A 21027-nucleotide genomic window follows, 5' to 3' on the forward strand; every position below is an offset into this window, starting at 1 on the left:
ACATGAACACGCAGATTCGAGTACTGAAAACGGAAAGCGACTACGCCGCTGCCGTGGCTCGCCTGTCTGCGCTGATGGACAAGGATCCTGCCCTTGGTTCCGCTGAAGATGCTGAGTTGGAATTGCTTGCGCTGGTCATCCAGTCGTACGAGCAGAGCCGTTTCCCGCCATCGCCCCCCGATCCCATTGAGGCCATCCTGTTTCGCATGGATCAGCAGCGCATGGCACAAAAGGATCTGGTGCCTTACATCGGCTCGCTTTCCAAGGTGTCTGAGGTGCTCGGGCGGAAGCGCCCTCTGAGCCTATCAATGATCCGCAGGTTGCACGCTGGCCTGGGCATCCCGGCTGAGGTGCTGATTGGTGAGGCCTACGACCTTTCAGTTGCACCCAACGTCGACTACGCCAAGTTCCCCCTCGCAGAAATGCAAGAGCGTGGTCTGTTCGGAGAAGCAAAACGCAGTGCCCAGAACCTGAAAGAGTACGCCGAGGAATTGGTGACTGGCTTTTTCAGAGGCATGTCTGGCCTGGGAGGCCAACCCATCATGCTGCGCGCCACGCTGCATCAGAGCGGTGCGCGCACGATGGATGAAAACGCTCTCATGGTCTGGCAAGCCTGTGCTCTGCGCAAGGCTCGTGCCCGTGCGCTCAAGGGCAAGTATCAGGACGGGACGATCACGCCTCAGTGGCTGCGAGATCTTGTTCGCCTGTCGTCCTTCGAGTCAGGCCCCGTGCTGGCCCAGGAATACCTCTCCAACTACGGCATTGCCCTTGTTTTCGAGCCGCACTTTGACAAGACTTACCTTGACGGTGCGGCCATGCTGGACGGAGAGATGCGTATCGTGGCACTCACCCTGCGCCATGACCGCGTAGACAACTTTTGGTTCGCGCTGCTGCACGAGTTGATTCACGTGCAGCGCCACCTGACCCCCGAAGCCCCATGTTTCGCAGACAACCTGGACGACAAGACGCGGACCAGTGATCAGGAACAAGAAGCTGACCGTGAAGCTGGCGAGGCGTTGATCCCTGAGGCCGTTTGGGCAACAGCAGCTGTCAGCACGAGCTATGCCGCCGAGGATGCGATTGCTTTGGCTAGACAACTCCAAATCCATCCCGCCATCGTTGCGGGACGTGTTCGTAAACAAACTGAAAACTGGCGTCTGCTGTCCAACTTGATCAGCTCAGCCGGCAAGGTTTCCGACTTGTTCATCAACCAACTGGCATGCCAGTAAGAAGAAAGGAGCTATCAATGGCACCGTACAAATAGGAAAGGGCAAGCTTGAGAGCTTGCCCTTAGGGGTGAATCCAGCTGTTACACAGGACTCGGTTTGGCGATTGAGAGTGTGTTCAGGCTGGTGCCTTAAGTCAAGGCTTTCAAGCGATGTCCGTCGTTTTTCGTGGCGATCTCGTCACGAATCAATGTTCATTTCGCTTTACGAAAGGGGCAACCATGCCCACCGAAAACACACATACCTCAATCATGACCACCAATAACGTTCAAATCTCTATTGAAGTCGCAGGCGCAGACTTGGTCTTCCAACCCGTCTCCCTGTCAGACACCACTCCCACGGGCGCGCAAATCGCCGCCGCAGCGGGGTTTAACCCCGGACAACAAGCTTCGGTGCTGCTTCTGCTCCCAAACGGCGAGTTGGAGGACGTTCGTCCTAGCGAAGTTGTCGACCTGAGTCAGAAGACGGGCCGCTTCATCGTCATCGAAAGTGATCGTTCTTACCGTCTGACAATCGATGGCAAGCGGATCGACTGGCCTTGCCGAGTCATCTCTGGCGACGTCATTCGACAACTTGGACAGGTCCATGGCGATAAAGCGATCTACTTCGACCGCCATGACCAGGCCGACAAGCTCATCGAAGACCGGGAAATCATTGATCTTGATTCCAGTGGGGTGGAGGCTTTTTACAGTCGCGCAGCCACTTGGGTGCTCAATGTTCAGGGTGTGCGCCTCGAAGTCGCCACCCCGACTATTGTTGTCAGCGATGCCATGATCCGTGCAGGCTTCGACGTCAACCAAGGCTGGCACATCTTCCTGAAGGTTACGGGCCACCCCAAACAAATCATCGAACTGACCACCGTCGTGGACCTTCGTACCCCGGGGATCGAGAAGATTCGGCTTACTCCGAAAGACGTCAGTAACGGTGAGACCGCGCAAGCGGTTCGCCGTGATTTTGCTCTTCTCGACGTGGATGAGAACTTCCTCGACGAGCGCTTTGCTCATTGGGAGACGATGATCGAAAACCAGCGCCGTTGGCTGCTGGTCTACGGTTACCCCGTGCCACAGGGCTATAACACGCGCCGCGTCACTTTGGCCCTTGATGTGCCGCCAAGCTACCCCGGAGCGCAGATCGACATGTTCTATGTCAGCCCGCATCTGTCTCTTTCCGATGGTCAAGCATTGGCGTGCACTGAGGCCCAGGAAGCAATCAATGGCGTGCCATATCAGCGCTGGTCTCGGCACCGCGCTACCGCTTCCGAATGGCGCCCTGACACCGACAACGTGATTACTCATCTGGCCCTGGTGGAGTCAGCGTTGGCGAAGGAGGTGCAACAATGACCTCACCCACCAACCTGACGCTCGCTGCGTCGTTGCATGAACGTGTGCATCGTCACCTCTTCCCGGGCGACGGGCTTGAGGCAGCCGCAATCCTTCTTTGTTCTCGCACGCCCGGTCCTCGCATCAGGCTTCTGGCTCAAGATGCAGTGCTGGTTCCTCACGCTGCATGCACACAGCGACACGCGGACTACTTGGTCTGGCCAGGTATGGCAATTGAAGATGCAATCGACAGGGCTGAGGTCAATGACCTTTCTCTCGTGCTGATTCATTCGCATCCAGGCGGGCTGTTTGGGTTTTCTCAGCACGACGATCAAAGCGACCATCTGACAATGCCCGGTCTTTTCCAGGCTCTTGGGCCTTTGCATGGCACCGCCGTCATGACACCCGATGGTGCCATCTTGGCTCGCCTCTACCAGGCGGATCTGACTCAGATTCCAATCGACGTTGTCTCTGTGCCTGGTGATGACCTCAAGTGGTGGTGGGCGGACGGGCAGTTTGCAAAGCGCCCCATGGCTTTCACGAGCCATGCGCGAGATGAGATGGCTCGCCTGACGGCCTGCGTGATTGGCGTTTCAGGAACAGGCTCAGTCGTTGCAGAACAGATCGCAAGATTGGGTTTTGGACAGGTCATCCTGATTGACTTTGACAAACTGGAAGAACGTAACCTCAACCGAATTCTCAACTCGACCTTGCAGGGAGCAAAGTCAGAACAAGCCAAGGTAGAAGCTTTTGCAGAGGCTGTTGTGCGATACCGTGGTGATGGCGTGGCAATCCCTCTGAATGCATCGATTTCAAGTCGAGAAGCGGTGCTTCTTGCAAGCCAAGCCGACGTCATCTTTTCTTGCGTCGACACGCTGGATGCAAGACATATAGCGGACCTGATCGCCGCGAGTTTCTTGATCCCACTTTTTGATGTGGGCGTCTCGATTCCTACCCGAAAGGCTGGTGAATCGGTTGCAATTGCTGATGTTTGCGGCCGTATTGACTACGTGCAACCTGGTGGTGCTACCTTGCAAGATCGCGGTGTCTATGACCCTGTATCCCTGCGGGCCGAGTACCTTCGGCGAGCGGCGCCAAATGCGCACCTTGAAGAAATTCAAGCGGGCTATCTGAAAGGCGTTGCAGAACAAGCGCCTGCGGTCATTTCCTTGAATATGCGAGCAGCCTCAGCGTGCGTGATCGAGTTCATCGCTCGTGCTTACCCGTTCAGGCATAGTTCAAATGCAGAGCATGCTCGCACTGAGTTCAGTTTGGCAGCCAACGACGAGGACTTCACCGAAGAAGGATCGTTTAAGAAGCTGCCGAATCCCAACTTGGGCCGTGGTGCCATGGAGCCGCTGCTGGGGCTGCCTTCTCTGCGGGCACCCAAAGCAAAGGACAAGCAATGAGCTTCAGAAAGCTCGCCCTTCGGGCTTTTGACGCCCTTGCGCCCGCCAGGCGCTTAACTGTTGTAGAGGGTGACAGCCTTCCTGGCTCATTGCCCTTCAGGCGCTTAGTGCTCGCACGCGAGGACGACGAAGACTGGTGCGTTGGGATGCGCTGCCCCTGCGGATGCGGGCGCAAGATAGAGCTTCTTGTCATCAAGGAAGCCAAACCTCGTTGGGATCTGAAGGTCGATGCCGTTGGCAGGCCTACGCTGACACCATCGGTATGGCTGCGCGATGGGTGCAAGTCACATTTTTGGATTCGTGGCGGTGAAGTTCAGTGGTGCGATTAGCCGTTCAAGCGTTCTGATGAATAACAACGCCCTGGCAGTGCCGGGGCGTTGTTGCCTAAACAGTTCAAAAAGACGCAATGGCACGCGCCAACGCGTGCATGTCTCCTTGAATTCTCCGGATTGGCTAAAATGGCCGCATATGCGTGCGTTCTTGCCTTCCTCAGCACCCCTCTCCCGTCAGCGTTGGCGTAAGCCAGCGACCTGATAGACCTATTGCGCCCACCCCAGGCGCCAGACTCCCCACCTGCATGTGACACTGGCTGTCCCAGTGAGCAAAAAAGCGGGTATCAAAGCGGGTATCAAAACGAGGGCTGCCAAGAAATCCCTCATGAAATCAATAGGATAGAGCGCATATGCTGCTGATGATCGACAACTACGACAGTTTCACCTTCAACCTGGTGCAGTACTTCTGCGAGCTGGGTGAAGAGGTCAAGGTCGTTCGCAATGACGAGATCTCGCTTGACGAGATCGCCGCGATGAAGCCCGACCGCCTGGTGCTGTCGCCCGGCCCCTGCTCACCCGCCGAAGCCGGCATCTGCGTGCCTGCGCTGCAGCGCTTCACCGGCCAGCTGCCCATCCTGGGCGTGTGCCTGGGCCACCAGGCCATCGGCGCGGCCCTGGGCGGCAAGGTGATCCGCGCGCACCAGCAGATGCACGGCAAGACCAGCGTCATCACCACGGATGAAAAAGGTGTGTACCAGGGCCTGCCGCGCGAGTTCACCGTGATCCGCTACCACTCGCTGGCCATCGAGCGCGAGACCCTGCCCGACTGCCTGGAGATCACCTCCACCACGCCGGACGGCGAGATCATGGGCGTGCGCCACAAGGGCCCCCAGACCGATGCGAACTTCGCGCCGCTCGAAGGCGTGCAGTTCCACCCCGAATCGATCCTGACGGAGCACGGCCACGCCCTGCTCAAGAACTTCCTGCAGATGTGAGCGAGGCCGGCACACCATGAGCACCATCACCGACGCCCAGGCGCTGCAGCGCGTCATCGAGCACCGCGAGATCTTCCACGACGAGATGCTGGGCCTGATGCGCCGCATCATGCGTGGCGAGATGTCGCCCGTCATCATGGGGGCCCTGATCACCGGCCTGCGCGTCAAGAAGGAAACCGTGGGCGAGATCGCCGCCGCGGCCCAGGTGATGCGCGAGTTCGCCACACCGGTGCACGTGGCCGACACCACGCACCTGATCGACCTGTGCGGCACAGGCGGCGATGGCGCCCACACCTTCAACATCTCGACCACGGCCATGTTCGTGGCGGCGGCGGCCGGGGCGCGCGTGGCCAAGCATGCAGGCCGCAGCGTGTCGTCCAGCACCGGCAGTGCCGATGTGCTGGAGGCGCTGGGTGGCTACATCAACCTGTCGCCCGAGCAGGTGGCGCAAAGCCTGCAAGCCAGCGGCATCGGCTTCATGTTCGCGCCCAACCACCATGGCGCCATGAAGCATGCCGCGCCTGTGCGCAAGGAGCTGGGTGTGCGCACCCTGTTCAACATCCTGGGCCCCCTGACCAACCCGGCCAACGCGCCCAACCAGCTGATGGGCGTGTTCCACGCCGATCTGGTCGGCATCCAGGCCCGCGTGCTGCAGCGCCTGGGCTCGAAGCACGTGCTGGTGGTGCATGGCAGCGACGGGCTGGACGAGATCACCCTGGCTGGCGACACCCTGGTGGCCGAGCTGAAGGACGGCGACGTGCGCGAGTACACCGTGCACCCCGAGCAGTTCGGCCTGGCCCAGCACGATGGCTCGGCCCTCAAGGTGATCAACGCCCAGGCCTCGGTGGACATCATGCGCCGCGTGCTGGACAACCAGAGCGGCCCGGCCCGCGACATCGTGCTGCTCAACGCCGGCGCGGCGCTGTATGCGGCCGACGTGGCCTCGTCGCTGGCCGATGGCGTGGACCGCGCGCGCGAGGCGCTGTCCAGCGGCCGCGCGGCCGAAACCCTCCACCGCTTCGTGCAGACCACGCAGGGCTTCAAGCCCGCCGCCTGAGGCCCAGCCTCGGCCAGTCCATTTTCCGGATACCGCCATGTCAGACATCCTCAACAAGATCGTCGCCGTCAAGCACGAAGAGATCGCTGCCGCGCTCAAGCACAAGTCCCTGGCCAAGGTGCGTGAAGAGGCCGAGGCCCGCAACCGCGAGCAGGCCGACCTGCGCGATTTCACCGGCGCATTGCGCGCCAAGGTGGCCGCCGGCCAGGCCGCCGTGATCGCCGAGGTCAAGAAGGCCAGCCCCAGCAAGGGCGTGCTGCGCGAGCAGTTCGCTCCGGCCGAGATCGCGGCCAGCTACGCAGCCCATGGCGCTGCCTGCCTGAGCGTGCTGACCGATCAGCAGTTCTTCCAGGGTGCCGTGAGCTACCTGCAGCAGGCGCGCGCCGCCTGTTCCTTGCCCGTGCTGCGCAAGGACTTCATGGTCGATCCGTACCAGGTGTTCGAGGCCCGGGCGATGGGGGCCGACTGCATCCTGCTGATCGCGGCCTGCCTGGATGATGCGCAGATGGCCGACCTGGAGGCTTGTGCGCAGAGCCTGGGCCTGGCCGTGCTGGTCGAGGTGCATGATGGCGCCGAGCTGGACCGGGCCCTCAGGCTCAAGACGCCGCTGGTGGGCATCAACAACCGCAACCTGCGCACCTTCGAGGTCACGCTGGATACCACGCTGGGCCTCTTGCCCCGCGTGCCGGCCGACCGCCTGCTGATCACCGAATCCGGCATCCTGGGCCCGACTGATGTGCGCCGCATGCGTGACGCCGATGTGAATGCCTTCCTGGTGGGCGAGGCGTTCATGCGCGCGCCGGATCCGGGCGTGGCGCTGCAGGCCTTGTTCGGCTGATCGGCCGATGTCGCTGCTGTTGCCGGACAACCGGCTGACCGAACCGCTGGCCGACCAGTTCGCCCGCGTGCCCGCCGATTGGCGTGACCTGACCGAGGCCTTCGCGAACAGCCCGGCCGGCCAGGCCCTGGTGAAGCGCATTGAACAACGCCGCGAGCAGGGGGCCGTGGTCTACCCGGGCGATGTCTTCGCGGCGCTGCACCTGACCCGGCGTGCCGATGTGCGCGTCGTGATCCTGGGACAGGATCCGTACCATGGTCCGGGCCAGGCGCATGGCCTGGCCTTCTCCGTGCTGCCGGGGGTGAAGGTGCCGCCAAGCCTGCGCAACATCTACAAGGAACTGCACCGTGACCTGGGCGTGCCCATTCCCACGCATGGGTGCCTGGCCTCTTGGGCGGCGCAAGGGGTATGGCTGCTCAACACCAGCCTCACGGTCGAATCCGGCGAAGCCGCCAGCCATGCCGCCTGGGGTTGGGAGATCCTGACCGATGCGCTGATCGGCGCCGTGGCGGCCGATCCGCATCCCAAGGTCTTCCTGTTGTGGGGCGCGCATGCCCAGCGCAAACGCCCCTTGATCGAGGCGGCGGGCGACAGGCACCTGGTGCTCACGGCCAACCACCCCTCGCCCTTGTCGGCCAGCCGACCGCCCCTGCCCTTCATCGGCTGTGGGCACTTCGGCGCCGCCAGCCGCTTCCTGGGCGACCGCGCACCCGAGTGGGCTGTCACAAACGCCGTGATTTTGTAACGTTCTGTTCAAGATCTGCTGTTTACGCACATCAACTGTGCGTGAACCACCTGACCGGGGTGTTCAAGCATCGCCCTCAGATCTGGACAATCCGTTACGTCAGTTCGGTTTTTCGTGGCACGCCCGGCATTACGCAGCTTGTGCCCGCCAGTCAAGGATCCTGATGCCCGTCGCTTCAACGACAACGCCGGCCAGCACCCTCGGCGTGGTGATCGTCAACTACAACACGCTGGACCTCACTGTGAACTGCGTGGCCTCGCTGCTTCACCACGGTGTCGCAGCCGCGGCGGACATCGTCGTCGTGGACAACGCCTCGCCCGACGGCTCGGGCGCCAGGCTGCAGGCCGCCCTGCCTGAAGGTGTGCGTGTGCTGCTGTCCACACGCAATGGCGGTTTCGGTGCCGGTGTGAACCTGGGTGTCGAGGCCTCCACCACCGACCTGGTGCTGGTGCTCAACCCCGACACATATTTCAAGCGCAACGATGTCGACACCATCCGGCGCCTGTTCGACGAGCAGGCGCGGTTGGGCGTGGCTGGGCTGCGCCTGATCAACCCGGATGGCAGTCTGCAGTATTCGGCACGCCGCTTCTATTCGCTGCCGGACATCCTGGCGCGGCGCACGCTGCTGGGCCGCTGGGGGCCGATGCGTGCGCGCATCGACTCGCACCTGCTCAAGCGGGAGTGGTCGACCGAGCCCTTCGAGGCCGACTGGGTGATGGGCACTGGTTTCGTGGTGCGCGCGTCGGCCTTCAGGCAGATCGGCTGCATGGACGAGGGCTACTTCCTCTATTTCGAAGAAGTCGACCTGTGCGCGCGCATGTGGGTCAATGGCTGGCAGGTGCTGGCCGTGCCCAGTGTCGAGTTGGTGCACGAGCACCAGCGCCACAGTGCCGCGGGCATCTGGTCCAAATCCGGCAAGACGCATTTGCGCAGCATGGTCCGGTTTTTCGCCAAGTTCGGGGTACCCTGGGTGACCAGGCCTTCCCGGGGCGGGCTGGCGCGCTCGTATGCAAGGTGGCGGGCAGAGCCCTCCAAGCCGGCGCTGGGGCAACAACCTGGCAACTGAACGTCGACACGTCCCGGGTTTCGGGCATCCTCCTGCACCTGACATGAAGAAGTATCTTGCGACCGTTGTGATCTGCCTGCTGGCGACGGCCTGCACACCGATGGGCACGCTGGTGCCGCCAGGGGGCGAGGCCTTCAGGGCCCGCTTGCTCAAGCCGGAGGACCTGGCCAAGCTGCCTTTGCTGCCCACGCGGGTGCGGGCAGGCGACACGCTGCGCATCGTGCCCGACAGCCAGCCGGCCACGATGGACCTGCGCAACCTGGTCGAGGACGCGCAGTCGCAGAACTACGTGGTGCGTGGCGATGGCAGCTTCTCCTACCGCTTCATCGGCCGCGTCGAGGCCGCCGGCAAGACACCCGATGAGCTGGCCGCCGAGATGCGCAGCCGGCTCGACGCCTATTACCGCGAGCCTGGCGTCACCATCAACATCACCTCGTCGCCCAGCAACCGCGTGATCGTGGCGGGTGCGGTGCGCAACCCCTTGCCCATCGACCTGGGCGCGCTGGTCAGCATCGAGCAGGCCATCTTCGCGGCTGGCGGCCTGATGCCGGCGGCAGATCCGCGCATGGTGTCCCTGCTGCGGATGGACGCACAAGACCGCTACCAGGTGTACTTCGTCGATCTGAGCAAGATGCTCGAGCCGACCGAACAGGGGCGCGCCAGCCTGTCTTTCCAGCGCGGAGACATCATCTTCGTGCCCAAGTCCACCGCCGGCAACATGGCCGATGGCATCGATGTCTACATCAACCAGTTGCTGCCCTTCAGCCGTGCCGTGGGTCTCAATTTCAGCAAGAACATCGGTTCCAATGACAGCACCGTGACCACCATCAACGGCAACTGACCGGCGCATCACCACAACATGATCGACATCCGTTCTTTCCGCGACCTGCTGCGCCTGTTCTACATCTTTCGCCGCGAGTTCCTGATCGCCTTCGGCCTCACGGTGGTGTTCGCCGTGGGCATTGCCTTCCTGATGCCGCCCAAGTACGCCTCCGAGGCCCGCCTGCTGGTCAAGCCCGGCCGCGAGAACCTCACGGTGCCACTGGATGCGGGTGACCGCCAGACCATGATGTCGCAGGTCAGCCAGCGTGATCCCATCATCGACGAAGAGAAGATGCTGACCGGCCGGCCCGTGGTCAACCAGGTGGCGCGCCTGTACATCGCCGAGATGGCGAACCAGCCGCCGCCTGAAGGCGTCTGGAAAACGATCAAGGCGCATGTCGGCAAGGCAGCGCTGGCGCTGCTGGACGGCCTGCGCTGGGTCACGACCAAGCTGGGCCTGACCGAGCAGCAGAGTGCCGAAGAGCGGCTGGCGGTCAAGCTGGCGGACAAGTTCCAGGCCGCGCACGGCCCGGGCTCCAACGTGATGGAGCTGCGCTTCGTGTGGGATGACCCGCTGGTGGCGCAGCGCATCATGCAGACCTGGGTGAAGGTGTACATGGACGAGCGCACCACGGTGCTGGGCCGCAAGGGCCTGGTGGTGTTCTATGAGGGCAAGGTGCGCGATGCCGACCAGCAGATCGAATCGACCAAGGCCCTGTGGCGAGCCCGCCTCGAGAAGATCCAGGGCATCAGCGCGAGCGAGCGGATCGAGGCCCTGACCAAGCGCGTGAACGAGCTGCGCACCCGCCGTGCCGAGATCCTGGCAGAGAAGGACGCCACCGAGCAGGGCCTGAACTACGCTTCCGGCCGTGCGAAGTCGCTGCCACGCGAGGTGGTGTCCGAGCGTGAAATGGGCTATGGCCCCACCTGGCTGGCGCTGAGCAACCAGCTGTCTGAACTCAAGCGCCAGCGCTCCGATGCCCTGCGCGTCTACAAGGAGACGGCACCCACCATCGTCTCACTCAACGAGAGCATCGCCACGCTGGAGAAGCAGGTGCAGGCCGAGGAGCGCAATGTGCAGCGCTCCGAGCGGCGTACGCCCAATGAGCTGGGCGCCACCCTGGAGCGCAACCAGCTTGAGAAATCCGTGCGGTTGCGCGAGCTGATCACCTTCTCGTCCGTGTACGACAAGGAAATCGGCGAGCTGGAGGCCGCGCGCCGCCAGGTGCTCGAGAGCGAGCCCGAACTGGCCCGCCTGGAGCAGGAGCTGGCCGTGGCCGAGAAGGGCCGTGCCCTCTACCTGGACAGCCTTGAAAAGGCTCGCATCGACCAGGCCCTGGACGAGAACCGCATCAACAACATCGCCCAGATCGAGCAGGCCACCTTCAACCCGGCCCGCGTGTCGCCCAAGAGCCTGCTGCTGCTGTTGCTGGCGGCGCCGGCCGGCTTGATGGTCGGGCTGCTGGTGGTCTACCTGCGTTCGCTGATGGACCAGCGCATCCATGACGGCGGCCGCGTCGAACAGCGTTTCGGCGTGCCCTTGTGGAGCACCATCAAGGACATCACCGGCAACGGCGGCGAGGACAACGAGTTCCACGCCAGCCTGTACCGCATCTACGGCATGCTGCCTTTCGACCGCCTGGCCGAACAAGGGCTCACGGTAGGCCTGACCTCGTCGCGTCCCAAAGAGGGCGTGAGCTTCATCGCCCAGCGCCTTCGCACCCTGCTGCAGGCCCAGGGCCTGCGTGTGCGTCTGAACGTGGCCGAAGGCGAGCCTGACCGCGCCCAGCCCGGCGAGGTACTGCTGCTGGAGGCCGCCGGCCTGCTCAGCAACCGCGAGGCCTTCGTGCGCCTGAGCCGCGCTGACATGATCGTGCTGGTGGTCGAGGCCCGGGCCAGCACCGTGCCGGTGGTCGAGAACGCGCTGGGCGTGCTGCGCACGGCCTTTCACAAGGTCGATGGCGTGATCATCAACCGCCGCCGTTTCGAAGTGCCGCCGCACGTGCTGCGTTGGCTGCAGCGCTGAGGAGTCGTCGCCATGCGTGTGGTTCTCCTGTCTCCCTTGCCGCCCGAACGCAGCGGCATTGCCGATTACGCGGCTCAGTGCCGGCATGCACTCAACGGCGCCGGTGTGGATGTGCTGACCCCGCTGCTGGGGCAGAAGCCGCTCGAAAGCCTGGCCGCCGCCCGCCGCTGGGTGGCCGAGCGGGACTGGTCCCGTGTCGACGTGGTGCATGCCGAGATCGGCGGTGGGCGCACCAGCGAGTTCTTCGCCCTGTGTGCCTTGGCCCGCCTGCCGGACCGGCCTGCGCTGTCGGTCACGGTGCACGATCCCGAGCGCCTGGTCTGGCGCCCGGTCAGCCGTCTCTGGCGTGCACTCGATGCTTCGGGCCTGCTGCCCCGGCCTCTGATGCTGCTGCTGGCGGTGCTGTGCGATCCGCACACGCTGTGGGCCGAGCGGCGCCTGGCCCGCCAGGTCGATGGCCTCGTCACGCTCACCGACACCGGCGCCAACCGGTTGGCCGCACGCATGGGCATCCCGCGCAGCAAGATCAACGTGATCCCGCTGGGCACCCTGGAGGTGCCCCCTGCGCCCATGCCGCCGCTGCCCCCCGAGGGGCCGCTCAAGCTGCTGTACTTCGGCTACATCTACACGGGCAAGGGCATCGAGGACCTGGTCGATGCGCTGGCCCGTGTCGTCGCCAAGCAGGGGGCCGATGGCACGCCCGTGCGCCTGACGATCGCCGGAGGCACGGCCCCCGACATCACCTTCGGCGCCGGTGGCAGCTACCTGGACGCCCTGCGTGCCCGGGTGGCGGCCAAGGGCCTGGAGGCCCTGGTGGACTGGGAGCTCGACATCGACGAGCGCGACATCGCCTCGCTGATCCAGCGTCACCATGTGATGGTGCTGCCCTACTGGGAGCCCCGCAAGCTGTCTTTGCTGGGCCAGATGCGTGGCACCAGTGCGGCACTGGCCTGGGCGATCGCGTCGGGACGCGGGGCGATCACGTCCAACGCGCGTTCGTTCGCCGAAGAGATCAGTTCGGGCAATGGGCAGGCCTACCCGCAGGGCGATGTGAGCGCGCTGACGCAGGTGCTGACCGGCCTGGTCGAGGCGCCTGAGCAGGCTGCGGCGTGGGCGAAGCAGGCGGCCGTGGTGTCATCCCAGCGGCTGTGGCCGCTCAATGGCCTGCGCTTTCGGCAGCACTTCGATGCACTGGCGCACAAGCGCATGGCGCAAGGGCGTCCGCAGCCCCGCCCGAGCACCTTGCCGCCGTCGGCCCAGAGTACGGCCAGGCCCACCACGAAGAGGCTCTGATGAAGACTGCGCAGCGCGCCCGCCGCCGCTATCTGGCCGCCCTGTGCAGGGCCTCGGCCAGCGCCTGGCTGCTTGCGCCTGGCCTCGGACAGGCCAGTTGGTTGTCACGTGGCGCCAAGCCCATCGAGCTCAAGCCCATGCGTGCCGTGGTCTGGAAGGATTGGCTGGGCGTGAACGCCCAGTTCCAGTGGTTTCCGCCTGAGATGGCGCGCAAGCAGGCCGAGCGTTTCAAGGTGCTGGGGCTGGAGTGGGTGCGCCTGGGGCTGCACTGGATGCTGATGGAACCCGAAGAAGGCAAGTACGAGCTCAAGGCCATCGACCAGGCCATGGAGATGGTGCGCCAGATGGGCCTGCGCAACATCACCTACGTGGTCGGCACGCCCAAGTGGGCCACCTCGGTGTCGCCCAAGGACCAGTACGCGCAGTACTTCGACAAGTTCCCGCCGCGTGATCCCAAGACCTACGCGCTGCGCATGATGCTGCTGGCCAAGCGCTACCCGCAGGTCGACGCGTGGCAGGTCTGGAACGAGCCCAACATCCTGGCCTTCTGGGCCCCCAAGGCCGACCCCGAGGGTTATGGGCGCCTGTTGCTGCCGGCCGTGCAGGCCTTGCGCGCCACCGTGCCCGACAAGCCCATCGCCATGGCGGGCATGGCCTATTTCAGCGAGCTGCCCACGGGCGGCCTGATGATCCAGAAGATGGGTGAGCTGGGCGCCTTCAACCTGAACCTCATCGTCGCCTACCACCCCTACACCGCGCAGGCTGAAGGGTCGGACAACGACGAGCGCGACTTCGTCGGCAAGGTGCAGCCGGCCCACCAGTGGCTGCGCGCGGCCAGTGTCAAGCAGATCTGGGCCACCGAATGGGGCTGGTCCAGCTACGAAGGCCCGAAGGAAGAGCAGCCCATCGTCGGCGAGCAGGGCCAGGCCGACCACACCCTGCGCCGGTTGGCGCTGATGGCGGCGCTGGATTACGACCGTGTCTTCCTGTTCACGCTGTCCGATCTGGATGCGCGCGCCAGCGTGCGCGACCGCCGCTACGGCCTGCTGCGGGAGAACGGCGACCCCAAGCCGGTCTACCACGCGCTGCAGCGCTTCCTGCAGATCAGCGGTCCGCGCCTGGAGCCCGACGCGCCCCCGAAGATCGAGGGCGGCCTGCCCAAGGGGCTGGTCAGCATCGCCTGGAAGCGCCCTGATGGCCGCCAGGTGTGGATGTGCTGGTCCGACAAGCCCGTGAGCGTCACGCTGCCGCAATGGCGCAAGGACGCTGTGCTGCACCACCCGCTCAAGGGCACGCAGACCGCGCTCAAGGCCGGTCCCAAGGGCGTGACGGTGCCGGTGGGCACGGCCCTGCAGATCCTGGTGGCCTGACATGGGCTCGTCAGTCCCTCCTGCTGCGCGTCCGCTGCGCATCCTTTGGGCCATGCCCTACCTGCCCTGGCCGGTCACCAGTGGAGGCAAGTCGCGCCAATTCCACCTGCTGCGCAGCATGGCCGAGCGTGGGCACCGCATCACGCTGCTGGTGCAGTCCAAGACCGCGCTGGACGATGAGGCACGGGCTCGCCTTGCGCCCATGGTCGAGCGGCTCATCGTGCTGCCACGCCGCTCGCTCAAGCACCCGGTCACGCTGTGGCACGCGGCCCTGGCGCCCTGGCCCCTGCTGACCACGGTCAACGGCCATGCGCCGGCGCTCTCGGCCCGCTTCAATGAGCTGTTGAGCGAAGGCGGCTGGGACGTCGTGCAGATCGAGCACAGCTATGGCTTCCAGCCTTTCGAGCTGGCCTTGGCCCGCCACCGCCAACCCTTCGTGCTGTGCGAGCACAACGTCGAATCGCAACTGGGGGCGGCCACCTACAGCAAGTGGCCGGTGTGGCTGAGGCCGCTGGCCCGCTACGACCAGTGGCGCGCACGTCGCTGGGAGCGGCGCGTGCTGTCGCAGGCCAGCGCGGTGGCCGCGGTCACCGACGCCGATGCCCGCACCATGGAGCGGCTCAGTGGCGGCCAGCCGGTCGGCGTGGTCGCCAACGGCGTGGACACGCGGGCCTTCTCGCAGGTCGAGCCCGCCGTGGGCAGCGACAAGGTGCTGTTCGTGGGCAACTACGAGTACGCGCCCAACGTGGACGCCATCGAGTGGGCGCTCACCGAGGTCTTCCCGCGCCTGTGGCGCCAGCGGCCTGGGGCCCGTTTCATCGTCTGCGGCCACGCCATGCCCGAGGCCTGGCGCCACCGGTTCACCGATGCCCGCATCGAATGGCGTGGTTATGTGCCTCACCTGGCCGAGGTGCAGGCCGAGGCCGCAGCCTTCCTGGCGCCCTTGCGCTTTGGCGGTGGCTCCAAGCTCAAGGTGCTCGAAGCCCTGGCCGCCGGCCTGCCCCTGGTCAGCACACCGGAAGGCGTCTCGGGCCTGGGCGTGGTCGATGGTGTGCATGCGCACCTGGGCGGCACGGCCGACGGGCTGGCCGAAGCCCTGGCTGCCGTCATGGGCCAGCCCGACCGGGCCCGTGCGCTGGGCGAGGCCGGCCGCGAGCACGTGGCCGCTCGTTTCGACTGGTCCGCCTCCGTGGCCCAACTGGAGTCCCTTTACGAGCGCCTGCCGGCCCCGAGCCTGATCAGCCCCTGGGGAGCGGGCATCAGCCCTCTGGCCTCCCATGAGGAGGTGGCATGAGCCTGGGCGTCCTGCTGCTGCCAGTGGGCTTGTCGCTGTTGTTCGGCATGCTGATGATGCTGGGCGGTGCCCCGCTGACGATGGTGGCGGTGGTGGGCCTGGCGTTGGCGGTGGCCATCGTCGAAAAGCCCTTGAGGGGGCTGTTGCTGTTCGCCCTGCTGGCCCCTGCCGTGCCCTGGATGAAGGCGGGCCCCTTGCCCCTGGCAGAGGCCCTGCTGGTGCTCACCTGGGCCGGCGTGGCCATCCAGTGGCTGGCGGGTCGCATGCCCGCCTGGCCGCGTGGCCGCACCGAGCGCCTGCTGGGCTGGCTGGTCGTGTGGACGATCGTGCCCATGGTGGCCGGGGAGTTGCGTCCGCTGGGCGATGGCATCGGCCCGCTGAACTGGGTACGCTGGGTGCTCAATGTGTCACCGGTCTTCCTGTTGCCATTGCTGGTGCGTGATGAACAGGCCCGCGAACGCCTGATGCTGGCCCTGCTGGTCGGCTTTGCCGGCCTGCTGGTGATCACGCTGGGATTCTTCGCCATCAGCCGCGATCCGGCGCGCATGACGGCCTTCCTGGCGTCCTTGAACTACCCCCGTCCCGACGCCATCCAGGACATCTTCTACGCGGACCCGAGCCGCATGCCTTCGCCCTGGATCCATCCCAACGCCACGGGTGGCGCCCTCTTGCTGGCGGCCCCGCTGGGCGTCTTCTATGCCGTGGCCCACCGCGGCTGGCGGCGTGCGCTGGGCGCCTTCATCTTCGTGGCGGGTGCCGCCGGCATCGTGTTCAGTGGTTCGCGAGGCGCCTTGCTGTGCCTGGGCTTGTTCGTGGCGTGGCTGGCCTGGCGCAGGACGCCCTATGCCGGACGTGGCCTGCTTCTTGCCATCCTGTTGGCCGTGAGCCTGCTGCTTGTCTACCCCCCCGCGCAGAAGCGCTTCGCCTCGCTGTTCTCGTCCAACGACGTCAGCACCGGCGTGCGCTTCGACGAATACGTGTACTTCCCGGTCAATGCCTTGCACTACCCCCTGGGCCTGGGTTTCAAGGCCGAGACGCCGGCGAGCGTGCCCGAGAAGGGCATCTATGGCATCTCCAACCTGTGGCTCAACTACTGGTTCAAGCTGGGCCTGCCGGGCATGCTGCTGTTCATCGCCATCACCAGGGCCTGGTGGCGCGAGGTGCGCCTGCCGGGCGACTTCCGCCATGTGGGCCGACACAACGCCATGCGCATCGCCACCACGGGCACCGTGCTGGCGGCGCTGGCCACGGGCTTCATTGACCACTATTTCAGCTTCACCCAGGTCCTGATCTCGCTGTTCTGGCTGATCCTGGCCATGGGGCTCATGCTGGCCCGTGTGCCCCAGCCTGCTCCGAGCAACCCCGTCCATCGCAGATGACTTGCCCATGAAACACCGCATCCAGCACAGCACCGGTCTGCGCGAGCGACTGCCGGACTACGCCGCCCGCCTGAACACCACGGCCGAGGCCCTGGCCGAGGCGTATGACTGGATGCTGGCGCATGACGTGGCCTTCGAATCACCCAGCCGCGACGGCACCGTCACTCAGATCAGCTGCCTGGACATCGAGCAGCGCATCGAACACCCGCTGGCGCGCCGCTTCTTCGCCGCCCTGCGTGACGAGATGCCCTGCAAGCTGCTGCCCGCCTACGGCAAGAACTGGCCCACCTTCGTGGACCGTTGCCGCCGCATGTGGGAGCTGGTCTACAACATCCTGATCAACAAGATCCCCAGTCACAACCTGCGGCTGGCCTGGCTGCGCCTGGGCGGCGCGAAGATCGGCAAGGGCTCGGCCGTGTGGCGCCACACCGAGGTCATCGGCATCGAGAGCCTGACCATCGGCGACGACACCTGCATCGGCTGGCACTGCCAGATCGACGCGCGCTCGGGCCTGGTCATCGGCAACCACGTCACCATCGCCTCCCACGTGCTGATCGTCGGCGGCGGGCACGACCTGGAGGCGCCGGAGTTCTGGTCCGTCTCCGCCCCCATCCGCATCGAGGATTACGCCTGGATCACCTCGCGAGCCATGATCCTGATGGGCGCGCACGTGGGCGAGGGCGCGGTGGTTTCAGCCAACTGCGTGGTTTCCAAGAAGATCGAGCCTTACGTGATCGTGGCCGGGCAGGGCGCCAAGCCTGTGGGTACGCGTGTGCGGGGCCTGAACTACAAGGTGGGCGGCAAGGGGCTGTTCACCCTGCTGCACTGATCAGGAGGCCAGCCGATGCTCGGCGCCGCGGGGCTGCTCACTCTCGTCACCCTCACGGGTCTGGCCGCAGGCCTGGCGCGCGAGTGGCTGCTGGTGGCCAACTGGGGTGCTGGCGCCCGCGCCGATGCTTTCCTGATCGCGATGTTCCTGCCCGAGGCGATCCGCACCGTGCTGGGCGGTGGCGTGATCTCGTCGGCCGGACTGGCGCTGTGGCAGGCGCACCGGGGCACAGCGCCCGCCAACGATGACGCGCCTTCCACCGGCGCGCAACGCCAATGGCTGGGACGCATGTCCGCCTCGCTGGGACTGATCGGCCTGGGGCTGGCGATCGCGCTCAGCCTGGGCGCGCCGCTGTGGGTGTGGCTGGTGGGCCCGGGCCTGTCGCCCGAGCAGCGCCACACCACCGAAGACGTGCTGCGCCTGCTGGCCTGGAGCGTGCCCGGCATGTGGCTGCATGCGCTGTGGAGCGTGCCGCTTCAAGCCCGAGGGCGCTTCGTGCTGGCCGGCCTGGGTTCGCTGCTCTACAACCTGCCGCCGGTGGCCTACATGGCCTGGACACGGCAGGCCAGCACCGAAACCGGCCTGGCTTGGTGCTTCGTGGCAGGGGGCGCGCTCATGGGCGTGCTGCTGTGGCCCGCCATGCGCCGCCAGGGCCTGGCCTGGGCCGACTGGCGCCCGCACGTGGCCAGCCTGCGTGAGCTGGGCTTGCGCCTGGCGCCGCTGCTGGGCAGCGCCGGTGTGGGGCAGGGCCTGATGCTGCTGGAGCGCATCGTCGCGTCCTACCTGGGCGACGGCGTGGTCACCGTGCTCAACCTGGCTCGCAAGCTGGTCAACCTGCCGCTGCTGGCGCTGATGGCCGTCAACCAGGTGCTGCTGGGCCTGATGAGCCGGCGCAGCGAAGGCGCCGAGCGCATGGGCGTGCTGCGCCAGGGCATGGCCCTGGTCACCACCGTGTCCTGTCCGGCGGCCGTGGGCCTGCTGCTGTCCACGCAGGCGCTGGTGGTGCTGCTGTTCCCGCGGGTGCACGGGGCCGAGGTGCTGGGCCCCGTGCTGGCCTGGTACGCCGTGAGCCTGGTGGTGGCCAGCTGGAACCTGCTGCTGGGCCGCTACAACCACGCGGCCGGCGACACCCGGCTGCCCTTCGAATGTGAGCTGGCCGGCGGCCTGGCCCAGGCGCTGAGCCTGCCGCTGCTGGCCTGGGCCTTCGGCGTGCAAGGCATGGCCGCCGCACTGCTGCTGGGCATCGTGGTCAATGGCGGGCTGCTGTGGTGGCGCAGCGGGCTGTGGGGGCGCGTGCCCCTGTGGCCGCACCTGCTGGGCAGCGGCGCCCTGCTGGCCCTGGCCGGCCTGTGGCTGGCGCCCGGCCTGCCTTCGCTGCCGCTGTGGCAGCTGTTGTGGGCCACCGCGGCCGGCGCGCTCAGCCTGCTGATGCTCGCGGCCCTGCTCAAACCCTGGAAAGCCACCGCACACTGATCCCATGAGCAGCAGTCCCCTGACGCATCCGCCCGTCCATCGCAACAACTTCGACCTGCTGCGCCTGCTGGCGGCGGCCGGTGTGATGGCCTTGCACATCTACGACCTCACGGCCGCCCCCCAGCTGGCCTGGCTGCACTGGATCGACACGCGCATCGCGCTGTGCACCTTCTTCATCATCAGCGGCTACCTGGTCTTCCAGAGCTTCGAGCAGACGCCGCGCCTGGCCCGCTACGCCGACAAGCGGCTGCGGCGCATCGTGCCGGCCTATGCCGTGGTCATCGTGCTCAGCGTGCTGGTGGGCGCGGCCATCACCCGCCTGGCCTGGGGCGATTACTGGCACAGCAGCGCCACCTGGAAGTACCTGCTCAGCAACCTGGTCTTCCTGAACTTCCTGCAGCCCGGCTTGCCCGGCGTGTTCGACACGCATCCGTTCACGGCTGTCAACGGCGCGCTCTGGACGATCAAGGTGGAGCTGATGTTCTACATGGCGGTGCCCGTGTTCGTGTGGCTGGTGCGCCGCCTGGGACACCACGCCGTGCTGGGCCTGGGCTACCTGCTGGCCTGCCTGTGGTGGGGCGGCTTCACGGCCCTGGCCATGTCCACCGGCAAGGGCCTGTACGTGGAACTGGCCAAGCAGATGCCCGGCTGGCTGATGTTCTTTCTACCGGGCGCCTGGTGCTACTACGAGCGTGATCGCCTGCGGGCCCTGGGCTGGCCCCTCGGGGCGGTTTGCGTGGCACTGCTCGCTTTGACCTACGTGGTCGAGCTGAACTACCTGTACCCGCTGGCGCTGGCGGGCTGCGTGTTCTACGTGGCCTTCGGCGTGCGCTGGCTGGGCAACTTCACCCGGTTCGGCGACCTTTCGTACGGCATCTACATCCTGCACTTTCCCATCATCCAGGTGCTGGTGCACTTCGGGGTGTTCCGCGCCAGCCCGTGGGGTGGCCTGGCGCTGGTGGTGCCGCTGGTGCTGGCGGCCGCCTGGCTGTCGTGGCACCTGGTCGAGGCGCCGATGCTGGGGCGCCGCCGCACACCGGCCTTGCGGCCTGCGCGCGCCTGAAGTGTGCAAATTTCGCGTCAGCTTGATCAGGCGCTGATTGTTGTGCTAATATCTTGGGCTTGCCCTGGAGGGGTGGCCGAGTGGTTAAAGGCAGCAGACTGTAAATCTGCCCGCTTATGCGTACACAGGTTCGAATCCTGTCCCCTCCACCAAGGCAACACGTGATCGTGTGATCATGAATGGCTCCCGGGCGGGAGTAGTTCAATGGTAGAACCTTAGCCTTCCAAGCTAATGACGCGGGTTCGATTCCCGTCTCCCGCTCCAGGTCGCGGTTCTGTCATGGTTCGCGTGCTAAACTCGCGGTCTTCCCGATGTTGGGCGGCCGTGGTCGACACGGGTGTGGATGTTTGCAGGCATTGCTTGCTGTTGCGTCCAGACCCGTGTTGATGCCCATGTGGCTCAGTGGTAGAGCACCCCCTTGGTAAGGGGGAGGTCGGCAGTTCGATCCTGCCCATGGGCACCACACCTCTCAAATCCCCTCAGGCTCATTCTTAGAACGCTGGAGCGCGCAAATGGCAAAAGGCAAGTTTGAACGGACCAAGCCGCACGTG

The 21027-nt window shown here is 65.4% G+C and carries 18 protein-coding genes and 3 tRNA genes; all 21 read left to right on the forward strand.

All coding sequences use genetic code 11. The annotated features are described in order from the left end of the window. Positions 1-2 precede the first annotated feature (2 nt). The 21 genes from EIP75_RS24960 (at position 3) to EIP75_RS13585 (ending at position 20939) form a co-directional block, all read left to right on the forward strand. The gene (locus tag EIP75_RS24960; protein ID WP_125243795.1) at positions 3-1229 is read left to right on the forward strand and encodes an ImmA/IrrE family metallo-endopeptidase; all 1227 of its coding nucleotides are present in this window, start codon (positions 3-5) and stop codon (positions 1227-1229) included. 149 nt (positions 1230-1378) lie between these two features. Continuing rightward, a complete protein-coding gene (locus tag EIP75_RS13490) occupies positions 1379-2566 on the forward strand; it encodes a multiubiquitin domain-containing protein (protein WP_199758586.1) in 1188 nt (395 codons plus the stop codon). After that, on the forward strand, positions 2563-3954 hold the full coding sequence (locus tag EIP75_RS13495; protein ID WP_125243796.1) for a ThiF family adenylyltransferase: 1392 nt from the start codon (positions 2563-2565) through the stop codon (positions 3952-3954). Before EIP75_RS13490 ends, EIP75_RS13495 begins: the two co-directional genes overlap by 4 nt. After that, positions 3951-4283, forward strand: coding sequence for a ubiquitination-like system serine protease family protein (locus EIP75_RS25055; RefSeq protein WP_125243797.1), 333 nt, complete (start codon positions 3951-3953; stop codon positions 4281-4283). Before EIP75_RS13495 ends, EIP75_RS25055 begins: the two co-directional genes overlap by 4 nt. Before the next feature lie 353 nt (positions 4284-4636). Further along, the gene (locus tag EIP75_RS13505) at positions 4637-5221 is read left to right on the forward strand and encodes an anthranilate synthase component II (RefSeq protein ID WP_125243798.1); all 585 of its coding nucleotides are present in this window, start codon (positions 4637-4639) and stop codon (positions 5219-5221) included. 16 nt (positions 5222-5237) lie between these two features. Then, positions 5238-6278: an anthranilate phosphoribosyltransferase gene (gene trpD, locus EIP75_RS13510; protein WP_125243799.1), complete on the forward strand. Its 1041-nt coding sequence runs from the start codon at positions 5238-5240 to the stop codon at positions 6276-6278. Between the two features lie 37 nt (positions 6279-6315). Further along, a complete protein-coding gene (trpC, locus tag EIP75_RS13515; protein WP_125243800.1) occupies positions 6316-7116 on the forward strand; it encodes an indole-3-glycerol phosphate synthase TrpC in 801 nt (266 codons plus the stop codon). Between the two features lie 7 nt (positions 7117-7123). Next, on the forward strand, positions 7124-7861 hold the full coding sequence (locus EIP75_RS13520) for a uracil-DNA glycosylase (RefSeq protein WP_125243801.1): 738 nt from the start codon (positions 7124-7126) through the stop codon (positions 7859-7861). Positions 7862-8024: 163 nt separating this feature from the next. Further along, positions 8025-8927 (forward strand): glycosyltransferase family 2 protein, encoded by a 903-nt coding sequence (locus EIP75_RS13525; RefSeq protein ID WP_125243802.1) that lies wholly within the window; start codon positions 8025-8027, stop codon positions 8925-8927. A 43-nt stretch (positions 8928-8970) separates the two neighbouring features. After that, positions 8971-9768 carry a polysaccharide biosynthesis/export family protein gene (locus EIP75_RS13530; RefSeq protein ID WP_158622844.1) on the forward strand — a complete coding sequence of 266 codons (798 nt, stop codon included), beginning with the start codon at positions 8971-8973 and terminating at the stop codon, positions 9766-9768. Positions 9769-9786: 18 nt separating this feature from the next. Next, positions 9787-11775, forward strand: a complete 1989-nt coding sequence (locus tag EIP75_RS13535) for a GumC family protein (protein WP_125243804.1) — start codon at positions 9787-9789, stop codon at positions 11773-11775. A 12-nt stretch (positions 11776-11787) separates the two neighbouring features. Then, a complete protein-coding gene (locus EIP75_RS13540) occupies positions 11788-13068 on the forward strand; it encodes a glycosyltransferase (RefSeq protein ID WP_125243805.1) in 1281 nt (426 codons plus the stop codon). Next, entirely contained in the window at positions 13068-14438 is a 1371-nt protein-coding gene (locus tag EIP75_RS13545; protein ID WP_125243806.1) for a beta-galactosidase, read from the forward strand. The genes EIP75_RS13540 and EIP75_RS13545 overlap by 1 nt, the downstream gene beginning before the upstream one ends. A 1-nt stretch (position 14439) precedes the next feature. Continuing rightward, entirely contained in the window at positions 14440-15732 is a 1293-nt protein-coding gene (locus EIP75_RS13550; RefSeq protein WP_199758587.1) for a glycosyltransferase family 4 protein, read from the forward strand. Next, positions 15729-17111 (forward strand): O-antigen ligase family protein, encoded by a 1383-nt coding sequence (locus EIP75_RS13555; RefSeq protein WP_125243807.1) that lies wholly within the window; start codon positions 15729-15731, stop codon positions 17109-17111. The genes EIP75_RS13550 and EIP75_RS13555 overlap by 4 nt, the downstream gene beginning before the upstream one ends. Before the next feature lie 7 nt (positions 17112-17118). Beyond that, positions 17119-17940: an acyltransferase gene (locus tag EIP75_RS13560; protein WP_125243808.1), complete on the forward strand. Its 822-nt coding sequence runs from the start codon at positions 17119-17121 to the stop codon at positions 17938-17940. Positions 17941-17955: 15 nt separating this feature from the next. Further along, positions 17956-19413: a lipid II flippase MurJ gene (locus EIP75_RS13565; protein WP_125243809.1), complete on the forward strand. Its 1458-nt coding sequence runs from the start codon at positions 17956-17958 to the stop codon at positions 19411-19413. Between the two features lie 4 nt (positions 19414-19417). Next, positions 19418-20476, forward strand: coding sequence for an acyltransferase family protein (locus EIP75_RS13570; RefSeq protein WP_125243810.1), 1059 nt, complete (start codon positions 19418-19420; stop codon positions 20474-20476). 66 nt (positions 20477-20542) lie between these two features. Further along, positions 20543-20628: transfer RNA gene (locus EIP75_RS13575), tRNA-Tyr, on the forward strand. 38 nt (positions 20629-20666) lie between these two features. After that, positions 20667-20740, forward strand: a tRNA-Gly gene (locus EIP75_RS13580). 124 nt (positions 20741-20864) lie between these two features. Then, positions 20865-20939, forward strand: a tRNA-Thr gene (locus tag EIP75_RS13585). Positions 20940-21027 lie beyond the last annotated feature (88 nt).

Source organism: Aquabacterium soli (assembly GCF_003933735.1).
GTDB lineage: Bacteria > Pseudomonadota > Gammaproteobacteria > Burkholderiales > Burkholderiaceae_C > Aquabacterium > Aquabacterium soli.